Origin of the sequence: Micromonospora sp. NPDC048999 (genome assembly GCF_040649295.1) — a bacterium.
Lineage (GTDB): Bacteria > Actinomycetota > Actinomycetes > Mycobacteriales > Micromonosporaceae > Micromonospora.
In genome coordinates this window covers 1-15,212 of sequence record NZ_JBEZFI010000042.1, presented here as the reverse complement: position 1 = coordinate 15,212, position 15,212 = coordinate 1, and the positions used below count along the sequence as shown (strand labels likewise).

Genomic DNA, 15,212 nt, shown 5'->3' with positions numbered 1-15,212 from the left:
TCAGCCCTCCGCCTCGTCCGAGAGGTAGGCGCGGGCGACGGTGTGCGCGCCACGGTTGACCGCGCACACCGAGTGCCAGCAGTTGCCACGGCACGGCTCGTCGTCGACGTAGTCGGCTGTGGTGCGGAGGAGGTCGTCGAGCCAGGCCGCTACGGCGTGCCAGCGCTCGTCGGTGTCGAGGCGCATGGTGTCGCTGGCCTTGCGCATCAGATCGGTGGCCGTCGGGGTGTCAGCCATCGGTGCGGGCCTCCTCGGTCTGTTCTTCGGCGTGGCACCAGCACCCACAGGCAGCGCACACCGGCGTCGTGCACTGGTCGTCGTGGAGTCGCTCGCCGAGCTGGAACAGGTCACCCAGGTCGCCGGCGAAGCAGGTGTACCGGCCGCCGGCCATCAGCTGGGCCAGGTCGGAGGTGATCTGCCGTTCGGCGAGCTGCCGCACCCGGCAGTCGAAGTCGTGCTCGGCGGTGCGGCAGCCGGTGGGGTGCTCCAGGGTCCAGGTGCCGTCGGTGTCGAACGCGATCTCGTGCGACCAGTCCGGGCCGGGCGCGGTGCCCATCTGCCCGGTGGCCACCGCGTGCTCTAGCCGGCGCTGGACGTCGAGCGGTACGGGGTCGCGGTGGAAGTTGAGGGGCTGGCCGGTGAGGAACGCGTCGAGCAGGTGGTGGACGTACGTCGGGGTGGTGACGGCTGGGGCGCCCCGCGCCGGCTGGCCGGTGAGCAGGCGCAGCAGCTCGCCGGCCAGCGGGGCGTGCGGGTCCGTCACCGCGCTGTCCGGCCAGGCCGCGTACCAGCCGGACAGGAGCATCTCGATCGCCTCGGCCCGCTCGTCGTCGTCGCGGGCAGCGGTGAGGCTGCGGGCGACGTTGGCCAGGAGCGTGTTGACGTCCTCCGGCGTGTAGCCGCCAGCGCCGTGCCGGTGCTCCGGCGCGTCGGGCTTGCAGGGGCAAGCGTGCTCGGCCAGCAGCGCCCGCCAGCCGTCGACGACGTCGGCGCGGATCCAGCCGGTGTGCCGGCTGCCGCCAGCACCGAACGGGACGCCGCTGTCGCAGCGGCGGATGACGTCGGCTAGGGCGGCGGCGAGCCGGTCAGTGAGGTCGCTCGTGGGGGCGGCGAGCCGGCCGGCGGCGGTGAGTGCGTCCAGGACGGCGCGGGCCGGCCTGTCTGTCCAGTCGCGAAGGCCCTGCAAGCGGGCGTCGACCATCGCGTCATGGACCAGGTCGACGTCCGCGTCGGTGTACGGCTTCTCGGTCATCGGCCTGCCACCGCCTGGTCGACGCGGTCACCGATGCGCAGCTGACCGTCGATGCTGTCGACGGACACCGCGTACCGGCCGGGCGGCGCCGGCGGGCCGTCGAGGCCTTCGGCGGCAAGATTGACGGGGCAGCCGAACAGGTCACCGAGCCGGCAGCTCAGCGGGTGCTTGATGGTCCATCCGTCGGCGCGGAGGTCGATGATGTGGCGGGGGTCGTCGTCGACGGGGGCGGGCTGGCCGGCGTAGAGCCGGTCGACCTCGGCGCGGATGCGGGTCCGCAGTTCGGCGGCCCGGCTGGTCTCGCGTTCCATCGAGCGATCGGAGCCGGCGACGCTGAGGCCCTCCGCTTGGGCCAGGTGCCCGGCGTAGCGGTCGATGAGGCGCATCAGGTCGGCGGCGGTGGCGGGTGGGGTGTCGGTCATCGGCGGTTCTTCCTTCGGAGCAGGTCGGCAAGGAAACGGGCCCGCAGCTCACGGGTTCGGGTGCGGCGGATGATCAGCGGCCACGCGTACCGGAGCTGGTGCCGCCGCACCCACGGATCAGTCACGGCTCGCCCCTGGGCCAGGCGCGGACGCTGCTGCCGTCGAGCTGGTAGTGGGCGGTGCCGGGCGGGTGGGGCCGGCGGTTGCAGGTCAGGCCGACCACCGTGTTCGTCGCGCCGCACACCGGCTCGCCGTGGCCAGCGAAGTCGTGGCAGCGGCAGACGCAGCCCTCGTCGACGCAGTCGGGCAGGCCAGCGAGGCACAGCATGGTGATGTAGCCGGCCAGCCCCGACGAGCCGTGCTGGGCGGTCACGAGGCCACCGCCGACAGCGCCAGCACGCCGGCCTCGGTCAGCGTGTGGAACCGGCCGCCCGGCGCGAGCTCCACCCAGCCGGCGGCCGCGAGCTCACGCAGCCGCCGGTCCACACGCTGGTTCTGGCCACGTCGCACCTCGCGCAGGTCGCAGCCACCCATCGACCGGTACACCTTGCCGGCCTGGACGGCGCGGAGCAGGTCGACGCGTTGCCGGTTCAGGGTCGGCGTCCTCACGGCCGCCTCCGCTTCGCCTTGCGCCGCGCCGCCCGGTTCCCGCCCGGCGGCACCAGCGCCATAGCCCGCTCGATCGCCGCCAGATCGCCCCGCCCGCCGGCGGCCACCGTTATCGGCGCCGCATCGCAGCCCGGCTCCCACCGGCGGCCCACCAGCCGCCACCGGCAGCCCGGCCGGGCGTCGGACAGCGTGACCGGCTGGGTGCACCGGCACTTCGCGCGGGACAGCAGCCGTTCGGCCAGCGCGAGCGCGGCCGCCGTGGGCGAGCCGTGTCCGTCGACGATGATCCGCGCGCCCCGGTAGGTGGCAACCGCGTACCAACGGGCCGCGTTGATGTAGCCGATGTCGACCCCGCTTGCGCCTGCCCGGCCTGCCAGGTCGACGCAGGCGATCACGATGTCGTCGTTCATTGCGGTCATCGGCCGACCACCGGCCCGCCCGTCAGGGGGTGCCGCGGATCGTTGCGCCACCCGAAGCACGCCACGCACTGCGACAGGTCATCGCCGGCGAAGTCGTGCGGCACGTCCAGGGCGGCGTACCGGCCGAACGTCGGCGGAAGCGGCATTGGCGGCAGCGGTCGGGACTTTCGCGCCGCCTGGTTGGCCTGCCGGTAGGCGGTGTCCGCGTTCTTGCACGGGCCGCAGGCGAGTTCGCCGCGCCTGCGGTGCCGCTCGAATCCGGCGTACTCGCCGCATCGGCCGGTGTCAGTGGGTTGGCTCTTCTCGACCGTCGCTGTCGCTGCCACGGTGGTGGTCCTTCCGTGCGGTGGGGGTGCGCCCCGGCCGGCGGGTGGCCGGCCGGGGCGTCTGGAATCGCTCGTCGACGAGGGCGCGCAGCAGCTGGGCCCGGTCCTCGCTCACGGCGACGGGTTCGGTGGGCGGAGCAGGTTCCGCACGTCGAGCAGCGCGTCGACGAGCACCTTGTTCGTGCCGGCCGCGCTGAGCCGGGCGTCGATGCAGGCGACGGCCTGGCCGACGCGGTAGCCGAGTTCGGCGAGCTGCCCGACGGCCGGGTCCGTCGGTGGCGGTACTTTGGCCCTGCCCATCACGGTCCGACCTCCGCCCGCCGCTGCTCGATCACCCGGATCCACAGCTCCCGCAGCGCCTCGAACTCGTCGGCCATCGCCTCCTGAGCCGTTCCGATGTCCACCGCCACTGCGCCCACCGAGCTGTCGAATCCGAACTCGACGGCCTGCTCGATCGAGAGGTTCGCCCGGTAGTAGTTGCCGAGCAGCTGGCCGAGCACGCAGTAGCAGTTGTGGGACATGGAGAGTTCGTCGACGCGGATCGGGCCGCCGTCCTCTTCACCCTTGTCGGGCCGGTCGGCGTTCCACCAGTCGGGGAAGTGCTGGTCGAGCCACTTCACGCCTTGGTCGACGCGGTCCTGCAGGTCCCGGATGGTCAGCGTGGTGTTCACGACGGGCCGCCAGCCGGGGGCGTGGTGCGGTACTCCACCCGCACCACCTCGTGCGGCCACACCCGGGCCAGCTCGACCGGGTCCACACCGTTCCGCCACGGCAGCTCGTGCGGCTGCTCCTCCGTCAGGCCGAGGTCGTAGTCCAGGGACCAATGCGCCCCGGCCTCGTCGCGGAGGATCAGCGAGTGGCCCTGCATCCACCGCCGGGCTTCGTGCGCCACCTCGGTGACGCGCGTCCACGGGCCGACGACCTCCCCGTCGGACGACTCGAACAGCTCTTCGGCGTGCTCGGCGCTGATCGTCGTCATGCCGGCTCACCGCCCGAGAACTCCGGCGCGGCGGCCGCCGACGCACGGGCCTCCCGCTGCTCGCGGTGCTCCGCCAGCAGCTCGTCCGCGCCGGCCTCCGGCACCTGGCGCTCCCCGCCGTCGACGGGCTCGACGACGTCGAACAGCGTCGGATCCCCGTCGAGGCTCTTACCCGTCCGGTCCTGGTACCGCTCCGCGAGGAGCTCCCGCACCCGATCCGCCTGCACCCCGTCCACCGGCTCGATGTGGTTGATCTGCACCGTCGGGATCTCCACACCCTCGTCGACCTCGTCGGTGACCCGCTTGACCGTGTACGCGACGACGGCGTACCGGGTGCCGCGCGGCTGATCGATCAGCTGGTCGGCGATGCGGTCGAGGCCGTTGAACTCCCGCTTGTCGCGGGTGAGCTGGGCCGACATCTTGACTGCCACTTCGGTCAGTTCTCCTTGCTCGGTTCGTCGGCCGGGGCGGTCGCCTCGGCCAGGTCCCGCGCGACAACCAGCACAGTCACCGGCGTCAGCGGATGCTCGTGGTCGACCGGCACCGTGTACCGGGAACCGCAGGTCAAGCACTGGGAGGCGTCGTACCGCCAAAGCACCCGCGCGGCGGCCGCCGCGCCGGTCCGGATCGCGTTGTCGAGGGCTCGCCGGGTCTTCACCTGACGCGCGTTCGCGGCGGCCAGGTCAGCGGCCAGGCGGGCGTTCGCGGCCTCCAGCTCGCCGGCGAGATGCTCGGCGCGGCGCTGCGCATCCTCGGCAGCGCCGACGGCCTGGTCCCGCTCGACGGCGAGCCGCTGCACGTGCTCGTGATGCTCGCGGCGGCGCTCAACGTCGGCGGCGGCCTGCCGCTCCAGCTCGGCGCGGTCCTCGTTCCGCCGGTGCACAGCCACAGCCCGGGCGCGTTGGGCCGCAGCGGCCTCGATCGGGATCTCGTCGTAGTTGTCGCCGTCGTCATCCGGCGCGATGCCCAGAACCTTGGCCGTCTCGTGCAGGATGTCGCCGTACCGCTCGACGTCGCCGCGCAGCTGCTCGACCTCGACGGCGCTCTCCGCCTGGTCGATCTCGTCCGCCAGCTCGCCGTCGGTCGGGCCGGGCTGGGCGAGCTGGGCGTCGATCGCGGCCACCTGGTCAGCGTGCGCCGCCTGCGCAGCCGGATCCGCCACCACCTCGGCCGCCAGCGGATCCGGCTCGTCGACGGGCTCCGGCTCCGCCTCCACCTCGGCCAGCGTCGGGTGCTCCGGAGTGAGCGCGTCAGCGTTCCACGCCTCGACGTCCTCGTCGGGCAGCTCGGCCACCGACGTCGGTTCGGCGGAGGCCTCTGGCGCGGGCGTCGACTTCGGGTGCGCCTTCGGCGGTAGATACCGGTCGCAGACGCCGCACTCCTTGCAGCCACTCTTGCCACGCTTGTGCCCCCACTGGGCGCACCTGCAGGTGCGGCACGGGCCGGCATCCGGCAGCGCGGCCGCCGCGACTGCGGCCGTCATGACCCGGCCCCCACCGGCTGCGGCACACACGCCGTGCACACATCCCCGAGCATCGGATCAAGACCAGCTGCGACCTGCTGCTCATCCGACGCCCACGCGCACCCACCCGGGCACGCCGCACCTTCCGTGCAGCCGCAGCGGCGGCAGTGCGGCAACACCGCCGCCCGCATCGCCCCGTCCAGCTCGGCCGGGTCCATCGACAACACGATCTGGTCGCCGACGTTGCAGTACGTCACCCCGACCAGCGGCACCCGGACGCCGTCGACGTCGATCACCACGTCGTTGTCGCGGCGCGGCGCGAGCAGCGCGGTCAACTCACTCTTCAACATCTCCACCCCTCCGGGGCATCAGCCGCCGCCACCACGGGCGGGACGACGGCTCATCCATGACGGCCGGCGCCGCCTCGGCCCGGCGTGCCGGCAGCCCGTAGCCGAGCGCGCCCAGCTCGGCGACCATCTGGCACACCAGCAGCGACTGGTACCGGGGCGGCAGGGCGTTGAGGCGGTCCAGCACTTTCTGGCCGGGGCAGATCTGCGGGCACGGGCACTGGTCGGCGGCCGCGTGCACGCGGGCGTGGTGGGCGAGCTCGGCGAGCAGCGCCCGGTGCTGGTCGACGGCGGCGAGCAGGTGCGGCGGCAGCGTCATACCGGCACCACCGGGCCCTGCTCGGTGGCTAGGTCCGGCCACTTCGGCGTCTTCAGCGCCCGCCGATGCGACTGCGGAACGTCCGCCAGCGGCTGCCCGTACGCCGCCCGGCCCATCGACAGCAGAGCCACCGCGTCACACTGATCCGAGTCCCGCGGGTCGATCGCCATCAGCCCGCCGTACGTCGACAGCACCGCGGGGATGACCTTGCCCTTGGTCACCTTGTTCTCGCCCTTGAGCGCACCCGACCCGGTCGCCCAAACCTTCAGCGTGCCGGGCTGCACATCGACGTACGGGATCCGCTTCGTCCACAGCCAGTGGAGGGTCGCGCCGCGGAGCATGTGCAGCGGGCCGTCGCTGGCGCTGCCACGGCTGAACGAGCCTTCGACGACGACCAGGTGCGGCTTGGCCGCGAACCCGCCGCCCGACCAGGTGCACGCCGCGGCGACGTCGGCCAGGACCCGGTGAATCTTGTCGTGCAGGCCCATCAGCCCGGTGTTGACGGTGCGGCACCCGAGGCGCGGGGTGCCGTCGTGCCAGTGGGTGTGGGCGATCCCGGCCGCCGACGTCGACAGGTCGAGCCCGACCATTCGCAGCTCGGTCACGACGCGCCCCCGGGCTGCGTCGTCTCCGGCCACTCATCGCCGGCGTCCGGCGGTGGCGCGGTCCGCTCCCGGCGGATCCGGATCAGCAGGTTCCCCAGCTTCTCCTCATCGCCGTTCTCGTTCTTCACCAGCTCGCCGCCGTGCCCGAGCGCCCGCAGCTCCTGGATCATCTGCGACAGCCGGGCCGCCGACGTGCGCGTGTTCAGCGCCTCGTCCCGGTAGGCCAGCGGGTTGAACCGTGTCTCCTCCCGCTCCAGGTTCACCCGGTCTGGATCGACCTTCGGATCCTCGGTGGGGATGGTCAGCGCGGTGGTCAGGAAGTTCCGGTACGCCGTGGTGAGCGCCTTGGTGGTGCCCCGCTCGCCGGTGTCCAGGCCCTCGCCGACCGACTGTGCGGTGATGACGTCGCCCAGCGGTCCGCGGATCTCGTAGGTCACGCGCACCTGGACGTCGCGCATCTTCCCGGCGCTGCCGTAGCTGGCTTCGGTCTTGACCGGGATCACCATGACGCCATGGCGGCGCAGCGCGGGACCAACGCCGTTGAGGACCATGTCGATGCCCCGGAAGTTGAACCGGTAGCTGCTCTTCTCGGTCTTGATCTCGGCGCGGGCGCTCTTCGCGATCGACTTGACGTCGCGCATCACTCGCGCCCACGCAACGTGCACCGGCACCTGGTCGACGTCGACGATCGGGTCTGTGTACTCGATGTCGGGCAGCTCGTCCGGCTCGTCGACCGGCCGGGAAGCTGCCGCCGGCGAATCGCCGGGCGCCCAGCCTGCCTCGTCGGCGTCGACGCGGTCGCGTAGCTTGCTCACTCGAACTCTCCTGTCCTGCGGAACTCCGGCGACAGCCGGATCTGGAAATGCGTCTTCTCGGCCACGCAGTCCGCGTACGCCTCGGGCCACCGCTCCTTCAGCCGGTCAAGGTCCGCGGTGCGCTTGTCGACCGGCGTGAACTCGTACGCCAACTCGTCGGCGAACTTCACCGTCTGGGCGCCCTGCGCCAGCCGGGCGAGGGCCGCCCGGGACTGCTTCAGCGCCCGCTCGGCGGCGCCCTTGCGTGCGGACCGCTCGGCGTACTCCATGACCTCGCCGATGCCGTCTAGGTCGATCTCCCCGACTCGGGTCGGGTGCATGAGCGCGTCCATTTCGATCAGCGCCGCGGCCTTGTCCAGGTCCCACGCCGGCTCGACCCCGGCGAGCAGGTTCTCCTCGCGGAAGCGGGTGACCTCGCGGAGGACGTACCGCTCCATCCGCTCGTCGCGCTCGACGGTGGTCAGCTTCATCTCGTTGCCGCCGAGCAGCACGGCGACGTGGATGTGGTCGTAGCCGGTGACGCGCATCTGCCAGGTCGCCTGGGCGAGGACGTCGTCGGGGATGTCGGAGCGCCACCGGTTGGCCTTGTACGCCGACCGGCACTTCACCTCCAGCGCGCACCGGGTCTTCACGCTGCGGTCCATCGGGCATTCGAGGACCTGCCGGTCGAGGGTGGCCATCTGCCACGGCTCGTCGACGTGCGCGACCAGGCCGACGCGTTGGATGACGGACTTCTGCCGGCGCGCCCATTCGCGGGCGACCGGTTCCTCGAGGAGCCGGCCCCACAGGGCGGCTTCGCCGGCGTCGTCGACGAGGTCGCCGCGCTTGTCGTGGTAGACGTGCACGGCGGTGTGCTTGTCGGCGACGCCGAGGATCGCGGCGACGTCGGATGATCCGATGCCGTCGCGCCGGCGGGTGAGCCATTCGTCGCGGTCGGCGTCTGCGGGGAGGAGCCGCACGGCGGTCGGGGTGACTCGCCGTGCGGCTGCGTTGGTGGTGCTCTGGGTCATCGGTGGCCGTCTCCCGGTTGTTCGGGCGCCGGGAGGAGTCCGGCGCGGCAGGCGATGGCGACGGCGTGGCACGCGTTCCGGGCGCCGATCTGCCGGTAGGTGCGGGACAGGCGCATGCGTGCGGTCGGCGTCGTTACGCCGATCCGCCGGCCGATGGATGCGTGGGTTTCGCCTTCGGCGAGGAGCCAGAGCAGGTACCGCTGCTCGATGGTGAGGCGCGGGGTGGCCGCCGACGTGGTGTCGGCGGCCACCGGGGCGAGCTGGGTCGACATCAGAGGCCGACCTCGACCGTCAGAGCGATGCGGAACCAGACGATCCAGAGCCGGAACGTCTGGCCGCCGGCGAGGTGGCGGATCCTGCTGACGGTGACGAGCGGGAGCAGCCCGCCGACGTGCTGCCGGATCACTGGCCAGCTCCCGTCTCCAGCTCGGAGACGTGCACCAGGTGGCCGAACGAACCGACCTTCCCGTACAGCACCTCGTTGTCGGTGGGCAGCCCGGCGATCGCCGACCGGATCGCGTACGTAAGCGCGGCCGGGTTGCCCTCGGCGTCCATCCATGAGATGCCGGCGACGTTCTGCCACCAGTCCTCGACGCGGTACTGCTGGCCACCGAGGTCGACGGCGTCGGCGCGGATGGTGACGGTCTGCCCGGCGAGCGGGTGCGGCTTCCGGATCATGAGGTCACCGCCGCGCGGTACGCCGAGCTGAACCGGTGCGGCAGCACGTCCAGGGCGACGAGGATGTCCACCGCCTGAACGACCGACGTGACCGGGTAGTCCGTGAACCGGGACGGCCAGTACCGGCCGGTACCACCGGGGTACGTCTCCTTGCGCTTGATGCGCAGCTCGACGTCGTCCCAGTCGACCGCGATGTCGGCGTCGCTGTCGTAGCGGTGGTTGACCCAGCCGCCCCACGACAGGCTCCAGCCGTTGGCGCGGGCCCACCGGCGGACGTCGGCGAGCAGCTGCCGGTCGGTGATCCCGGCCGGGCCGGCGGGACAGTCGTCGGCGTGTTCGCGGCTGGCGGTCGGGACCAGGCCCTGCCCGCCGGTCGCCACGCAGTTGCAGCCGGGGGCTGCCGGGCGGATCCACGCCGTATCGCGCAGCAGCTCGGCGGCGGCCCGGCGGATCCACGCCTGCGGCGGCGCCACCGCCATCCAGGACTGGGCGATTCGCGCCAGGACCTGCTCGGCGGCGTCGAGCACCTGCTTGTCGCAGGACTGGGCGTTGCGGTCGGCGATGACCGCCTCGACGGCGTCGCGGATCACCGGACACCCGCCAGGGCGCGCTGCTCGGCGGCGATCTCCCGCAGCATCCGGGCGGCGATGTCGGCAGGGTCGGTGCCCCACCGGCGCAGCACCCGGGCGAGCTCCAAGTCCGCGTACGGCGGCTCCCACAGAACGGTGCCTCGCACGTCCCACCGGGCGGCGTTGACCAGCGGCCAGTCCCGGCGGGCCGGCGGCAGGACCATGTCGGCCATCGGATGCTCGGCCGGCGCCGGGCCGACCAGGTCCAGGGCGTCGGCCACATCGAGGGTCGCGGCGTCGACGGGGCCGAACGTGCCGGCCTGCCAGTAGTCGGACACGTCGTGCTCGTTAGCGGTGCTGTCGCGGCCGCCGATCGCGACCAGGCCGACGGCTCCGGCGATCACGCCGATCCCGAGCAGGCCGGTGGCCATATCACTCACGTTGATCACTTCGCAGCTCCGTTCAGGAGGGCGCGGACGTAGGACTCGGGGAAGCGGCGGTGCCCGCCCGGGGTGCGGATGTAGGGGAGGCGGCCGGCGGCGGCCCAGCGGGTGACGGTCTTCGCGTCAACCCGGAACAGGGCAGCGACCTCGCCGGGGGTGAGCAGGCGGTCCTCAGCCCCGCTGGTGGTGGTCATGCGCGGTACTTCCGTTCATGCGTGTCGGGTAGGGAGGCGATGAAGTTGCGCCACTCGGCGGCGAGGGCTTCCCGCCGCTCCGGGTCGTGGTCGGCGATCTGCTGCTCTTCGGCGGCGGTGAACATGGGCTGGTTGGGTTGCAGCAGCGGGGCCTGGGCGTGCTCGTCGACGGTGAGCGGCTTCGGGCGGGGTTCGCGCTGCTCGGGAGCGCGGGCGAACTCCCAGAGGAGCCAGCCGATGCAGGCGGCCCCGCCGGCGATCAGCAGGATGGCGACGGCGATCACAGGAGCCACCCCCAGATCAGGGCGGTCGCGAGCAGCGCGGCGACGAACGCGGTCCACCGCTCGACGTGGCCGAGCTGCAGATCACGGCGGGCCTGCCGCTCGTGCTGCTCACGCTCGGCCGCCAGGTACGCGCGGAACTGCTCCGGGGTGACCTGCTGGCAGGACAGCTGATGCGTCTCGCCAGGCAGCGCCCAGCAGTCGGTGCACCAGACCGGGCCGGGCTGGACCGGCAGCGACGGCTGGTGCGCGTCGGCGGCGGTGAGCTCGCACCAGCACTCGATCGGGTCGTGGCGGTGCAGCGCGAGCCGGATGCGGCGGGCCAGGGCCTTCATCGGGCACCGCCAGCCACTCGGGCGAGAGCGCGAGCGAGCCAGACCACCGCCGAGTACCGGCGGCGCATGGCGCGGTAGTAGCGCGTCTCCTCCTCGCTGCCCAGCTTCGCCAGCCCGAACCGGAGGGCGGCGTCCTGGTTCCGCATGGCCATCGCGGCGATCGCTTCGCGGAGCGCCTCGGCGCGCGCCTTCCGCTCGGCGGCCGTCATCGGGCATCGCCCCGGGCGGGCGAGGCGGGAGCCCCCGCACCCGCCCCGCCCTGCTCGACCCCGGCCGGCAGACCGTGATGAGTGCGCCGCTCGGGAGCGACGTAGCCGGCCGGGGAGCTGTTACGGGCCTTCCCAGTCCGATCGGTGACCACGCCCGGCGGCACCAGCGGCCGGCCGAGCACGGCGAGCACACGGCTGGTGCACGGGTTGCAGGCGCACCAGGTCGGGTGATCGTCGCGGGCCTGCTCGGAGGCGGCGGCGGGGAACACGGTGGCGGCCACGGGTCAGGCCCCGGCCGGCTTGGCGAAGAACGGGCAGCCGCAGCCGCCGTCGATGCCGTCGACCCGGCAGCCGCGCTCGTCCTCGATGTGCCAGCTGCGGACGTGCCCGCAGGCGAGGCAGCCGGGGGCGTTGGCCTTGGCGATGCCGGCGGTGACGTCGTCCGCCAGCTGCGCGGCGTCGTCCACGGTGAGCAGGTCCCCGATGGTGGCCTGCGGCTCGGCGGCGGCCGGGTTCGCGATGTGCTCGTCCAGCAGCTTGGCCGCCTCGGCGTGCGTGTCGAACCCGGCGTACGTGACGCTGCAGGCGCAGGCGGCGCTGTTCTCGCCGGGTCCGCCGACCGTCCCGCCGGCGTGCCGGTGTTCGATGGCGTCGACCTCGGCCTGCATCTTCGCGGCCAGGTCCGCGCCCGTCGCCGGGTCGAGCGCGATCGATTCCGGCTCCGGCTCGACCGGCGAGGGGGTGTTGACGCGGCACCAGAGGTCGACCGTCCAGCCGACAAGCTGGCCCTTCTTCCCACCCGGACGGGTGCCGAACTCGTGCCACGGCTCGCCGGTGGTCCGGTCGTAGGTGCAGTCCCCGTGGACGACCGTCGCGCCGACCCGCGCCGCCCACTCCCGGACGGCGGCCACCTCGTCGCCAGCGAACTGGATGATGGCGTACCGGTGCTCCGGCTGCATGTTGATGCTGGTGGGCGCGGCGAACCGGTCGTAGGTGACCGCATGCTCGATGGACCGCAGCAGGTGCGCCTGGTCGGAGTAGGTCATCGTGCGGCGGACGGTGCCGTTGCTAGTCTGTGTGAAAGTCATCGACCTGTCCTTTCGGTGAGTGGTCGGTGGTGCGGGTCGCCCGGGCATGGGCGGCCCGCTTTCTTGTGGCCGGGTGGCCGTCCGGAGCCCTTCCTCAGCGGACGGCCACCCGGGCTTGGTCCGGCCCGCCGGTCGTAGCGACGCCGAGTGGTGGAGTCCCGACGGGCCGGAAGATCAGTGCTATGCGGCGGTGCGAGCGGGGGCGGTGGCGACGTCGACGGGGCCACCGCCCCCACCCCCGGCCACATCGGCCGAGGTCACCCCACCGCGCGGTTGAGCTTCTTCATCGCCCGACGCGACTGCGCCGGCGTCAGCCCCGGACGGCCGGTCTGCGCCCGGTACTTCCGCACCCGGTCGACGGCGCTCATCGGCTCCGCCGAACGGCTACGCGAGCCGGCGACGGTGGCCGCCTTCGCGCTACGGCTACGGGCCGCGCGGATCCGGTCCAACCACGTGGACAGGGCCCGGCTCGGACCGGCCGGCGGGGTCGGGGTGCCCGGGTGCGGGGAGGGGTGGGTCATGCTGCGCTCTTCTCCTGCTTCTCGATGAACTCGACGAGTGCCGTGTGGCTCACCCGGCGGGCGGCGCCGACCTTGAAGGAGCGGATGGCCCCGTCGGCGACGAGCTGGCGTACCTTCCGCTCCTTCATCCCGATGCGCTGGGCGGCCTCGGGAACCGAGTAGGCCAGCGGGTCGGACTGCGCCCCGCCGGCGGAGACGCTCTCACTCGCGTCACTGCGTGGCGTTGCACTCTCATGCATGGGAGTACCGTAGCGCACTCGCACCGATGCGACTACATCAGCCGTTCGGGTGATTTGCTCGGGCCATAGATAAGGCTCACCATGTAAGCTATGCAGCGCTATGCAGCCCGAGCGGCGGACCGGCTCAAGGAGACCCGCAGGCGCACCCAACGGTGGGAGCACACCCGCCCGTGCGACAACAGACCCATAAATGGGACTTACCTTGACCTCGTGGCAGCAGCATCCCCAGCACCAACACCCGACGTCTCCCGGGCACGCTTCGCCGCGTTCGTAGCACGAACGCTGGCCGCCGCCCGCGACCGCGGCATGAACGACAAGGCCATCCGCCAGGCCACCGGCGTCCCACCGTCGACCTTCCACCGCTGGCAGAAGGGCAACTTCAAGACCGCCCCCGACCTCGACAAGGTCCGCGCGTTCTGCGACGGCCTCGGCGTCTCCCCCGCCGGCGCCGCCGCCGCCCTCGGTCTGTCCCTCACCCGGGACAACCCCGAACCTGAGCCGCCCCTGCCGCCGGAGATCCGCAAGATCCTGCGCACCCTCGCCGACCCCAACGTGCCCGACTCGGACAAGCTGGTGCTGCGGGAGATGCTGAAGATGCTCGCCGAGCGCGCCGAGCGAGGCGGCCGCTGATGGCCCGCCAGCGGTACCCGACGATCAACGAGGGCTCCGACGGCCTCTACCACGCCTGGGTCACCGTCGGCACGAAGGCGAACGGCCGGCCCGACCAACGGCACGTCAAACGCAAGACCATCGAAGAGGTCGAAGAGCGCGTCGACGAGCTGCTCGACCAGAAGAAGGCCGGCACCGTCGTCAAGCCGGGCCGGCCGCAGACGCTGCAGCAGTGGCTGGAAACCTACTTCGAAACGGTCGCGCCCCGCCGGGTCGACCCCACCACCATCCACGGCTACCGGTCGAAGATGCGCAACTACGTCTACCCGATCGCAGGGACCGTGCGGCTCGACCGACTCACCCCCGAGCACCCCGACCGGATCTACCTGGAGATGCAGCGGAAGGGCCTGGCCGACGCCACGATCGTGCAGACCCATCGGATCCTGTCCCGGGCCCTCGAGGTGGCGTACCGGCGCGGCATGACCACGCGGAACGTGGCGAAGCTGCTGGAGGACAACCCGAAGGCGAAGAAGCAGGAGATGGACGCCTTCACCGAGGCGGAGGCGCTGCGGGTGCTCACGGCGGCGGAGCGGCGCCGGAACTCGGCCCGCTGGTCGGTAGGCCTGGCGATCGGGCTGCGGCAGGGCGAGGCGTTGGGGCTGCGCTGGTCGTACGTCGACCTGGACGCCGGCACGATGGACGTGTTCTGGCAGCTGCACCGCCGGCCGTTCGAGCACGGCTGCATTGCTCCTAAGTCGGGAGCAACTGGCAGCAAGCTAGGAGCACCGACGTGCGGCCGGCGGCGGGCCGGGAACTGCCCATCCAAGGTGCTGCGGCTGCGTACCGGCGAAATCCAGCTGGAGGGCGGGCTGATCCTGAAGGCGCCAAAGGGGTCCGGGAAGGCCACCATCCCGATCCCGAAGGAGCTCGTCGACGAGCTGCGCCGCCACCGAGAGGTCCAGGATCTGGAGAAGGTGATGGCCGAGGGTGCGTACGCGCAGCACGACCTGGTCTTCGCCGACCTCGACGGTTCCCCCATCGACCCGGCACGGGACTGGGCGGAGTGGAAGGACCTGTGCAAGGCGGCCGGCGTCCGGCCTGTCCGGGTACACGACACCCGTCACACGGCGGCCACGCTGATGATCGCGCAGGGCGTGGCCATCGAGGTCGTGCAGGAAGTGCTGAGGCACTCGGCGATCCAGGTGACCCGCGGCTACGTGCACGTCGCGTCGGAGATGGCGAAGGCCGCTACGGACCGTATGGGTGCGGCGCTGCTGCGAAGGCCGAGTACACCCTGACGTACACCCTTGATCTTGCGTCCATAGACACGAATCGAGCCGGGCACCTGACCGTGAGATCAGGTGCCCGGCTCGATTTCGCAGGTGGGGCGGGCGGGACTCGAACCCGCGACCGATCGATTATGAGTCGACTGCTCTAACCCGCTGAGCTACCGCCCCCTGCCGCATCGGGGATTTATGAGT

General features: G+C 72.2%; 33 protein-coding genes and 1 tRNA gene. 2 read left to right on the top strand and 32 right to left on the bottom strand.

All coding sequences use genetic code 11. From position 1 onward, the window contains the following. The 31 genes from AB0C02_RS28015 to AB0C02_RS27865 form a co-directional block, all read right to left on the bottom strand. Positions 1-237 (bottom strand): hypothetical protein, encoded by a 237-nt coding sequence (locus AB0C02_RS28015; RefSeq protein WP_357551946.1) that lies wholly within the window; start codon positions 235-237, stop codon positions 1-3. Beyond that, on the bottom strand, positions 230-1,252 hold the full coding sequence (locus AB0C02_RS28010) for a hypothetical protein (RefSeq protein WP_357551945.1): 1,023 nt from the start codon (positions 1,250-1,252) through the stop codon (positions 230-232). The genes AB0C02_RS28015 and AB0C02_RS28010 overlap by 8 nt, the downstream gene beginning before the upstream one ends. Continuing rightward, positions 1,249-1,674, bottom strand: a complete 426-nt coding sequence (locus AB0C02_RS28005; RefSeq protein ID WP_357551944.1) for a DUF6085 family protein — start codon at positions 1,672-1,674, stop codon at positions 1,249-1,251. Before AB0C02_RS28005 ends, AB0C02_RS28010 begins: the two co-directional genes overlap by 4 nt. Next, complete coding sequence (locus tag AB0C02_RS28000; protein ID WP_357551943.1) at positions 1,671-1,799, bottom strand: hypothetical protein; 129 nt, start codon at positions 1,797-1,799, stop codon at positions 1,671-1,673. The genes AB0C02_RS28005 and AB0C02_RS28000 overlap by 4 nt, the downstream gene beginning before the upstream one ends. After that, positions 1,796-2,047: a hypothetical protein gene (locus AB0C02_RS27995; protein ID WP_357551942.1), complete on the bottom strand. Its 252-nt coding sequence runs from the start codon at positions 2,045-2,047 to the stop codon at positions 1,796-1,798. Before AB0C02_RS27995 ends, AB0C02_RS28000 begins: the two co-directional genes overlap by 4 nt. Further along, positions 2,044-2,283, bottom strand: a complete 240-nt coding sequence (locus AB0C02_RS27990; protein ID WP_357551941.1) for a hypothetical protein — start codon at positions 2,281-2,283, stop codon at positions 2,044-2,046. Before AB0C02_RS27990 ends, AB0C02_RS27995 begins: the two co-directional genes overlap by 4 nt. Further along, on the bottom strand, positions 2,280-2,702 hold the full coding sequence (locus AB0C02_RS27985) for a hypothetical protein (RefSeq protein ID WP_357551940.1): 423 nt from the start codon (positions 2,700-2,702) through the stop codon (positions 2,280-2,282). The genes AB0C02_RS27990 and AB0C02_RS27985 overlap by 4 nt, the downstream gene beginning before the upstream one ends. Next, positions 2,699-3,028 carry a hypothetical protein gene (locus AB0C02_RS27980; RefSeq protein ID WP_357551939.1) on the bottom strand — a complete coding sequence of 110 codons (330 nt, stop codon included), beginning with the start codon at positions 3,026-3,028 and terminating at the stop codon, positions 2,699-2,701. Before AB0C02_RS27980 ends, AB0C02_RS27985 begins: the two co-directional genes overlap by 4 nt. 111 nt (positions 3,029-3,139) lie before the next feature. Then, positions 3,140-3,328 carry a hypothetical protein gene (locus AB0C02_RS27975; protein WP_357551938.1) on the bottom strand — a complete coding sequence of 63 codons (189 nt, stop codon included), beginning with the start codon at positions 3,326-3,328 and terminating at the stop codon, positions 3,140-3,142. Next, positions 3,328-3,699, bottom strand: a complete 372-nt coding sequence (locus AB0C02_RS27970; protein ID WP_357551937.1) for a hypothetical protein — start codon at positions 3,697-3,699, stop codon at positions 3,328-3,330. Before AB0C02_RS27970 ends, AB0C02_RS27975 begins: the two co-directional genes overlap by 1 nt. Further along, positions 3,696-4,007: a hypothetical protein gene (locus AB0C02_RS27965; protein WP_357551936.1), complete on the bottom strand. Its 312-nt coding sequence runs from the start codon at positions 4,005-4,007 to the stop codon at positions 3,696-3,698. Before AB0C02_RS27965 ends, AB0C02_RS27970 begins: the two co-directional genes overlap by 4 nt. Continuing rightward, the gene (locus AB0C02_RS27960) at positions 4,004-4,438 is read right to left on the bottom strand and encodes a hypothetical protein (protein ID WP_357551935.1); all 435 of its coding nucleotides are present in this window, start codon (positions 4,436-4,438) and stop codon (positions 4,004-4,006) included. The genes AB0C02_RS27965 and AB0C02_RS27960 overlap by 4 nt, the downstream gene beginning before the upstream one ends. Before the next feature lie 5 nt (positions 4,439-4,443). Beyond that, positions 4,444-5,490, bottom strand: a complete 1,047-nt coding sequence (locus tag AB0C02_RS27955) for a hypothetical protein (RefSeq protein ID WP_357551934.1) — start codon at positions 5,488-5,490, stop codon at positions 4,444-4,446. Further along, entirely contained in the window at positions 5,487-5,819 is a 333-nt protein-coding gene (locus tag AB0C02_RS27950) for a hypothetical protein (RefSeq protein WP_357551933.1), read from the bottom strand. Before AB0C02_RS27950 ends, AB0C02_RS27955 begins: the two co-directional genes overlap by 4 nt. Next, positions 5,806-6,135: a hypothetical protein gene (locus AB0C02_RS27945; RefSeq protein WP_357551932.1), complete on the bottom strand. Its 330-nt coding sequence runs from the start codon at positions 6,133-6,135 to the stop codon at positions 5,806-5,808. The genes AB0C02_RS27950 and AB0C02_RS27945 overlap by 14 nt, the downstream gene beginning before the upstream one ends. Continuing rightward, positions 6,132-6,740, bottom strand: coding sequence for a hypothetical protein (locus AB0C02_RS27940; RefSeq protein ID WP_357551931.1), 609 nt, complete (start codon positions 6,738-6,740; stop codon positions 6,132-6,134). The genes AB0C02_RS27945 and AB0C02_RS27940 overlap by 4 nt, the downstream gene beginning before the upstream one ends. Beyond that, positions 6,737-7,555 (bottom strand): ERF family protein, encoded by an 819-nt coding sequence (locus tag AB0C02_RS27935; protein ID WP_357551930.1) that lies wholly within the window; start codon positions 7,553-7,555, stop codon positions 6,737-6,739. Before AB0C02_RS27935 ends, AB0C02_RS27940 begins: the two co-directional genes overlap by 4 nt. Further along, positions 7,552-8,565, bottom strand: a complete 1,014-nt coding sequence (locus tag AB0C02_RS27930; RefSeq protein ID WP_357551929.1) for a lambda-exonuclease family protein — start codon at positions 8,563-8,565, stop codon at positions 7,552-7,554. The genes AB0C02_RS27935 and AB0C02_RS27930 overlap by 4 nt, the downstream gene beginning before the upstream one ends. Further along, a complete protein-coding gene (locus tag AB0C02_RS27925) occupies positions 8,562-8,837 on the bottom strand; it encodes a LuxR C-terminal-related transcriptional regulator (protein WP_357551928.1) in 276 nt (91 codons plus the stop codon). Before AB0C02_RS27925 ends, AB0C02_RS27930 begins: the two co-directional genes overlap by 4 nt. Beyond that, on the bottom strand, positions 8,837-8,971 hold the full coding sequence (locus tag AB0C02_RS27920; RefSeq protein ID WP_357551927.1) for a hypothetical protein: 135 nt from the start codon (positions 8,969-8,971) through the stop codon (positions 8,837-8,839). Before AB0C02_RS27920 ends, AB0C02_RS27925 begins: the two co-directional genes overlap by 1 nt. Further along, positions 8,968-9,243: a hypothetical protein gene (locus AB0C02_RS27915; RefSeq protein WP_357551926.1), complete on the bottom strand. Its 276-nt coding sequence runs from the start codon at positions 9,241-9,243 to the stop codon at positions 8,968-8,970. Before AB0C02_RS27915 ends, AB0C02_RS27920 begins: the two co-directional genes overlap by 4 nt. Further along, complete coding sequence (locus AB0C02_RS27910; RefSeq protein ID WP_357551925.1) at positions 9,240-9,833, bottom strand: hypothetical protein; 594 nt, start codon at positions 9,831-9,833, stop codon at positions 9,240-9,242. Before AB0C02_RS27910 ends, AB0C02_RS27915 begins: the two co-directional genes overlap by 4 nt. After that, a complete protein-coding gene (locus tag AB0C02_RS27905; RefSeq protein WP_357551924.1) occupies positions 9,830-10,252 on the bottom strand; it encodes a hypothetical protein in 423 nt (140 codons plus the stop codon). Before AB0C02_RS27905 ends, AB0C02_RS27910 begins: the two co-directional genes overlap by 4 nt. A 5-nt stretch (positions 10,253-10,257) precedes the next feature. After that, the gene (locus tag AB0C02_RS27900; protein ID WP_357551923.1) at positions 10,258-10,449 is read right to left on the bottom strand and encodes a BldC family transcriptional regulator; all 192 of its coding nucleotides are present in this window, start codon (positions 10,447-10,449) and stop codon (positions 10,258-10,260) included. Next, positions 10,446-10,733: a hypothetical protein gene (locus tag AB0C02_RS27895; protein WP_357551922.1), complete on the bottom strand. Its 288-nt coding sequence runs from the start codon at positions 10,731-10,733 to the stop codon at positions 10,446-10,448. Before AB0C02_RS27895 ends, AB0C02_RS27900 begins: the two co-directional genes overlap by 4 nt. Continuing rightward, positions 10,730-11,065: a hypothetical protein gene (locus tag AB0C02_RS27890; RefSeq protein ID WP_357551921.1), complete on the bottom strand. Its 336-nt coding sequence runs from the start codon at positions 11,063-11,065 to the stop codon at positions 10,730-10,732. The genes AB0C02_RS27895 and AB0C02_RS27890 overlap by 4 nt, the downstream gene beginning before the upstream one ends. Continuing rightward, positions 11,062-11,274, bottom strand: coding sequence for a hypothetical protein (locus AB0C02_RS27885; protein ID WP_357551920.1), 213 nt, complete (start codon positions 11,272-11,274; stop codon positions 11,062-11,064). The genes AB0C02_RS27890 and AB0C02_RS27885 overlap by 4 nt, the downstream gene beginning before the upstream one ends. Further along, positions 11,271-11,555, bottom strand: coding sequence for a hypothetical protein (locus AB0C02_RS27880; protein ID WP_357551919.1), 285 nt, complete (start codon positions 11,553-11,555; stop codon positions 11,271-11,273). The genes AB0C02_RS27885 and AB0C02_RS27880 overlap by 4 nt, the downstream gene beginning before the upstream one ends. Positions 11,556-11,558: 3 nt before the next feature. Continuing rightward, positions 11,559-12,362: a hypothetical protein gene (locus tag AB0C02_RS27875; RefSeq protein ID WP_357551918.1), complete on the bottom strand. Its 804-nt coding sequence runs from the start codon at positions 12,360-12,362 to the stop codon at positions 11,559-11,561. A gap of 257 nt (positions 12,363-12,619) precedes the next feature. Continuing rightward, positions 12,620-12,883: a hypothetical protein gene (locus AB0C02_RS27870; RefSeq protein ID WP_357551917.1), complete on the bottom strand. Its 264-nt coding sequence runs from the start codon at positions 12,881-12,883 to the stop codon at positions 12,620-12,622. Beyond that, on the bottom strand, positions 12,880-13,122 hold the full coding sequence (locus tag AB0C02_RS27865) for a helix-turn-helix domain-containing protein (RefSeq protein WP_357551916.1): 243 nt from the start codon (positions 13,120-13,122) through the stop codon (positions 12,880-12,882). Before AB0C02_RS27865 ends, AB0C02_RS27870 begins: the two co-directional genes overlap by 4 nt. Positions 13,123-13,332: 210 nt before the next feature. On the opposite strand from AB0C02_RS27865, the gene AB0C02_RS27860 reads away from it, so the two are divergent. Together AB0C02_RS27860 and AB0C02_RS27855 are read left to right on the top strand one after the other, a co-directional pair. Continuing rightward, positions 13,333-13,752, top strand: a complete 420-nt coding sequence (locus AB0C02_RS27860) for an XRE family transcriptional regulator (protein ID WP_357551915.1) — start codon at positions 13,333-13,335, stop codon at positions 13,750-13,752. Continuing rightward, positions 13,752-15,029 (top strand): site-specific integrase, encoded by a 1,278-nt coding sequence (locus AB0C02_RS27855; RefSeq protein ID WP_357551914.1) that lies wholly within the window; start codon positions 13,752-13,754, stop codon positions 15,027-15,029. The genes AB0C02_RS27860 and AB0C02_RS27855 overlap by 1 nt, the downstream gene beginning before the upstream one ends. Before the next feature lie 85 nt (positions 15,030-15,114). Here the strand turns inward: AB0C02_RS27855 and AB0C02_RS27850 are convergent. Further along, positions 15,115-15,188, bottom strand: a tRNA-Ile gene (locus tag AB0C02_RS27850). Positions 15,189-15,212: the final 24 nt, after the last annotated feature.

Coding starts and splice junctions, on each gene's coding strand:
- AB0C02_RS28015 (WP_357551946.1), bottom strand. CDS start 237: ATGGCTGACACCCCGACGGCCACCGATCTGATGCGCAAGGCCAGCGAC.
- AB0C02_RS28010 (WP_357551945.1), bottom strand. CDS start 1,252: ATGACCGAGAAGCCGTACACCGACGCGGACGTCGACCTGGTCCATGAC.
- AB0C02_RS28005 (WP_357551944.1), bottom strand. CDS start 1,674: ATGACCGACACCCCACCCGCCACCGCCGCCGACCTGATGCGCCTCATC.
- AB0C02_RS27985 (WP_357551940.1), bottom strand. CDS start 2,702: ATGACCGCAATGAACGACGACATCGTGATCGCCTGCGTCGACCTGGCA.
- AB0C02_RS27975 (WP_357551938.1), bottom strand. CDS start 3,328: ATGGGCAGGGCCAAAGTACCGCCACCGACGGACCCGGCCGTCGGGCAG.
- AB0C02_RS27965 (WP_357551936.1), bottom strand. CDS start 4,007: ATGACGACGATCAGCGCCGAGCACGCCGAAGAGCTGTTCGAGTCGTCC.
- AB0C02_RS27955 (WP_357551934.1), bottom strand. CDS start 5,490: ATGACGGCCGCAGTCGCGGCGGCCGCGCTGCCGGATGCCGGCCCGTGC.
- AB0C02_RS27950 (WP_357551933.1), bottom strand. CDS start 5,819: ATGTTGAAGAGTGAGTTGACCGCGCTGCTCGCGCCGCGCCGCGACAAC.
- AB0C02_RS27945 (WP_357551932.1), bottom strand. CDS start 6,135: ATGACGCTGCCGCCGCACCTGCTCGCCGCCGTCGACCAGCACCGGGCG.
- AB0C02_RS27930 (WP_357551929.1), bottom strand. CDS start 8,565: ATGACCCAGAGCACCACCAACGCAGCCGCACGGCGAGTCACCCCGACC.
- AB0C02_RS27925 (WP_357551928.1), bottom strand. CDS start 8,837: ATGTCGACCCAGCTCGCCCCGGTGGCCGCCGACACCACGTCGGCGGCC.
- AB0C02_RS27915 (WP_357551926.1), bottom strand. CDS start 9,243: ATGATCCGGAAGCCGCACCCGCTCGCCGGGCAGACCGTCACCATCCGC.
- AB0C02_RS27900 (WP_357551923.1), bottom strand. CDS start 10,449: ATGACCACCACCAGCGGGGCTGAGGACCGCCTGCTCACCCCCGGCGAG.
- AB0C02_RS27890 (WP_357551921.1), bottom strand. CDS start 11,065: ATGAAGGCCCTGGCCCGCCGCATCCGGCTCGCGCTGCACCGCCACGAC.
- AB0C02_RS27885 (WP_357551920.1), bottom strand. CDS start 11,274: ATGACGGCCGCCGAGCGGAAGGCGCGCGCCGAGGCGCTCCGCGAAGCG.
- AB0C02_RS27875 (WP_357551918.1), bottom strand. CDS start 12,362: ATGACTTTCACACAGACTAGCAACGGCACCGTCCGCCGCACGATGACC.
- AB0C02_RS27870 (WP_357551917.1), bottom strand. CDS start 12,883: ATGACCCACCCCTCCCCGCACCCGGGCACCCCGACCCCGCCGGCCGGT.
- AB0C02_RS27865 (WP_357551916.1), bottom strand. CDS start 13,122: ATGCATGAGAGTGCAACGCCACGCAGTGACGCGAGTGAGAGCGTCTCC.
- AB0C02_RS27855 (WP_357551914.1), top strand. CDS start 13,752: ATGGCCCGCCAGCGGTACCCGACGATCAACGAGGGCTCCGACGGCCTC.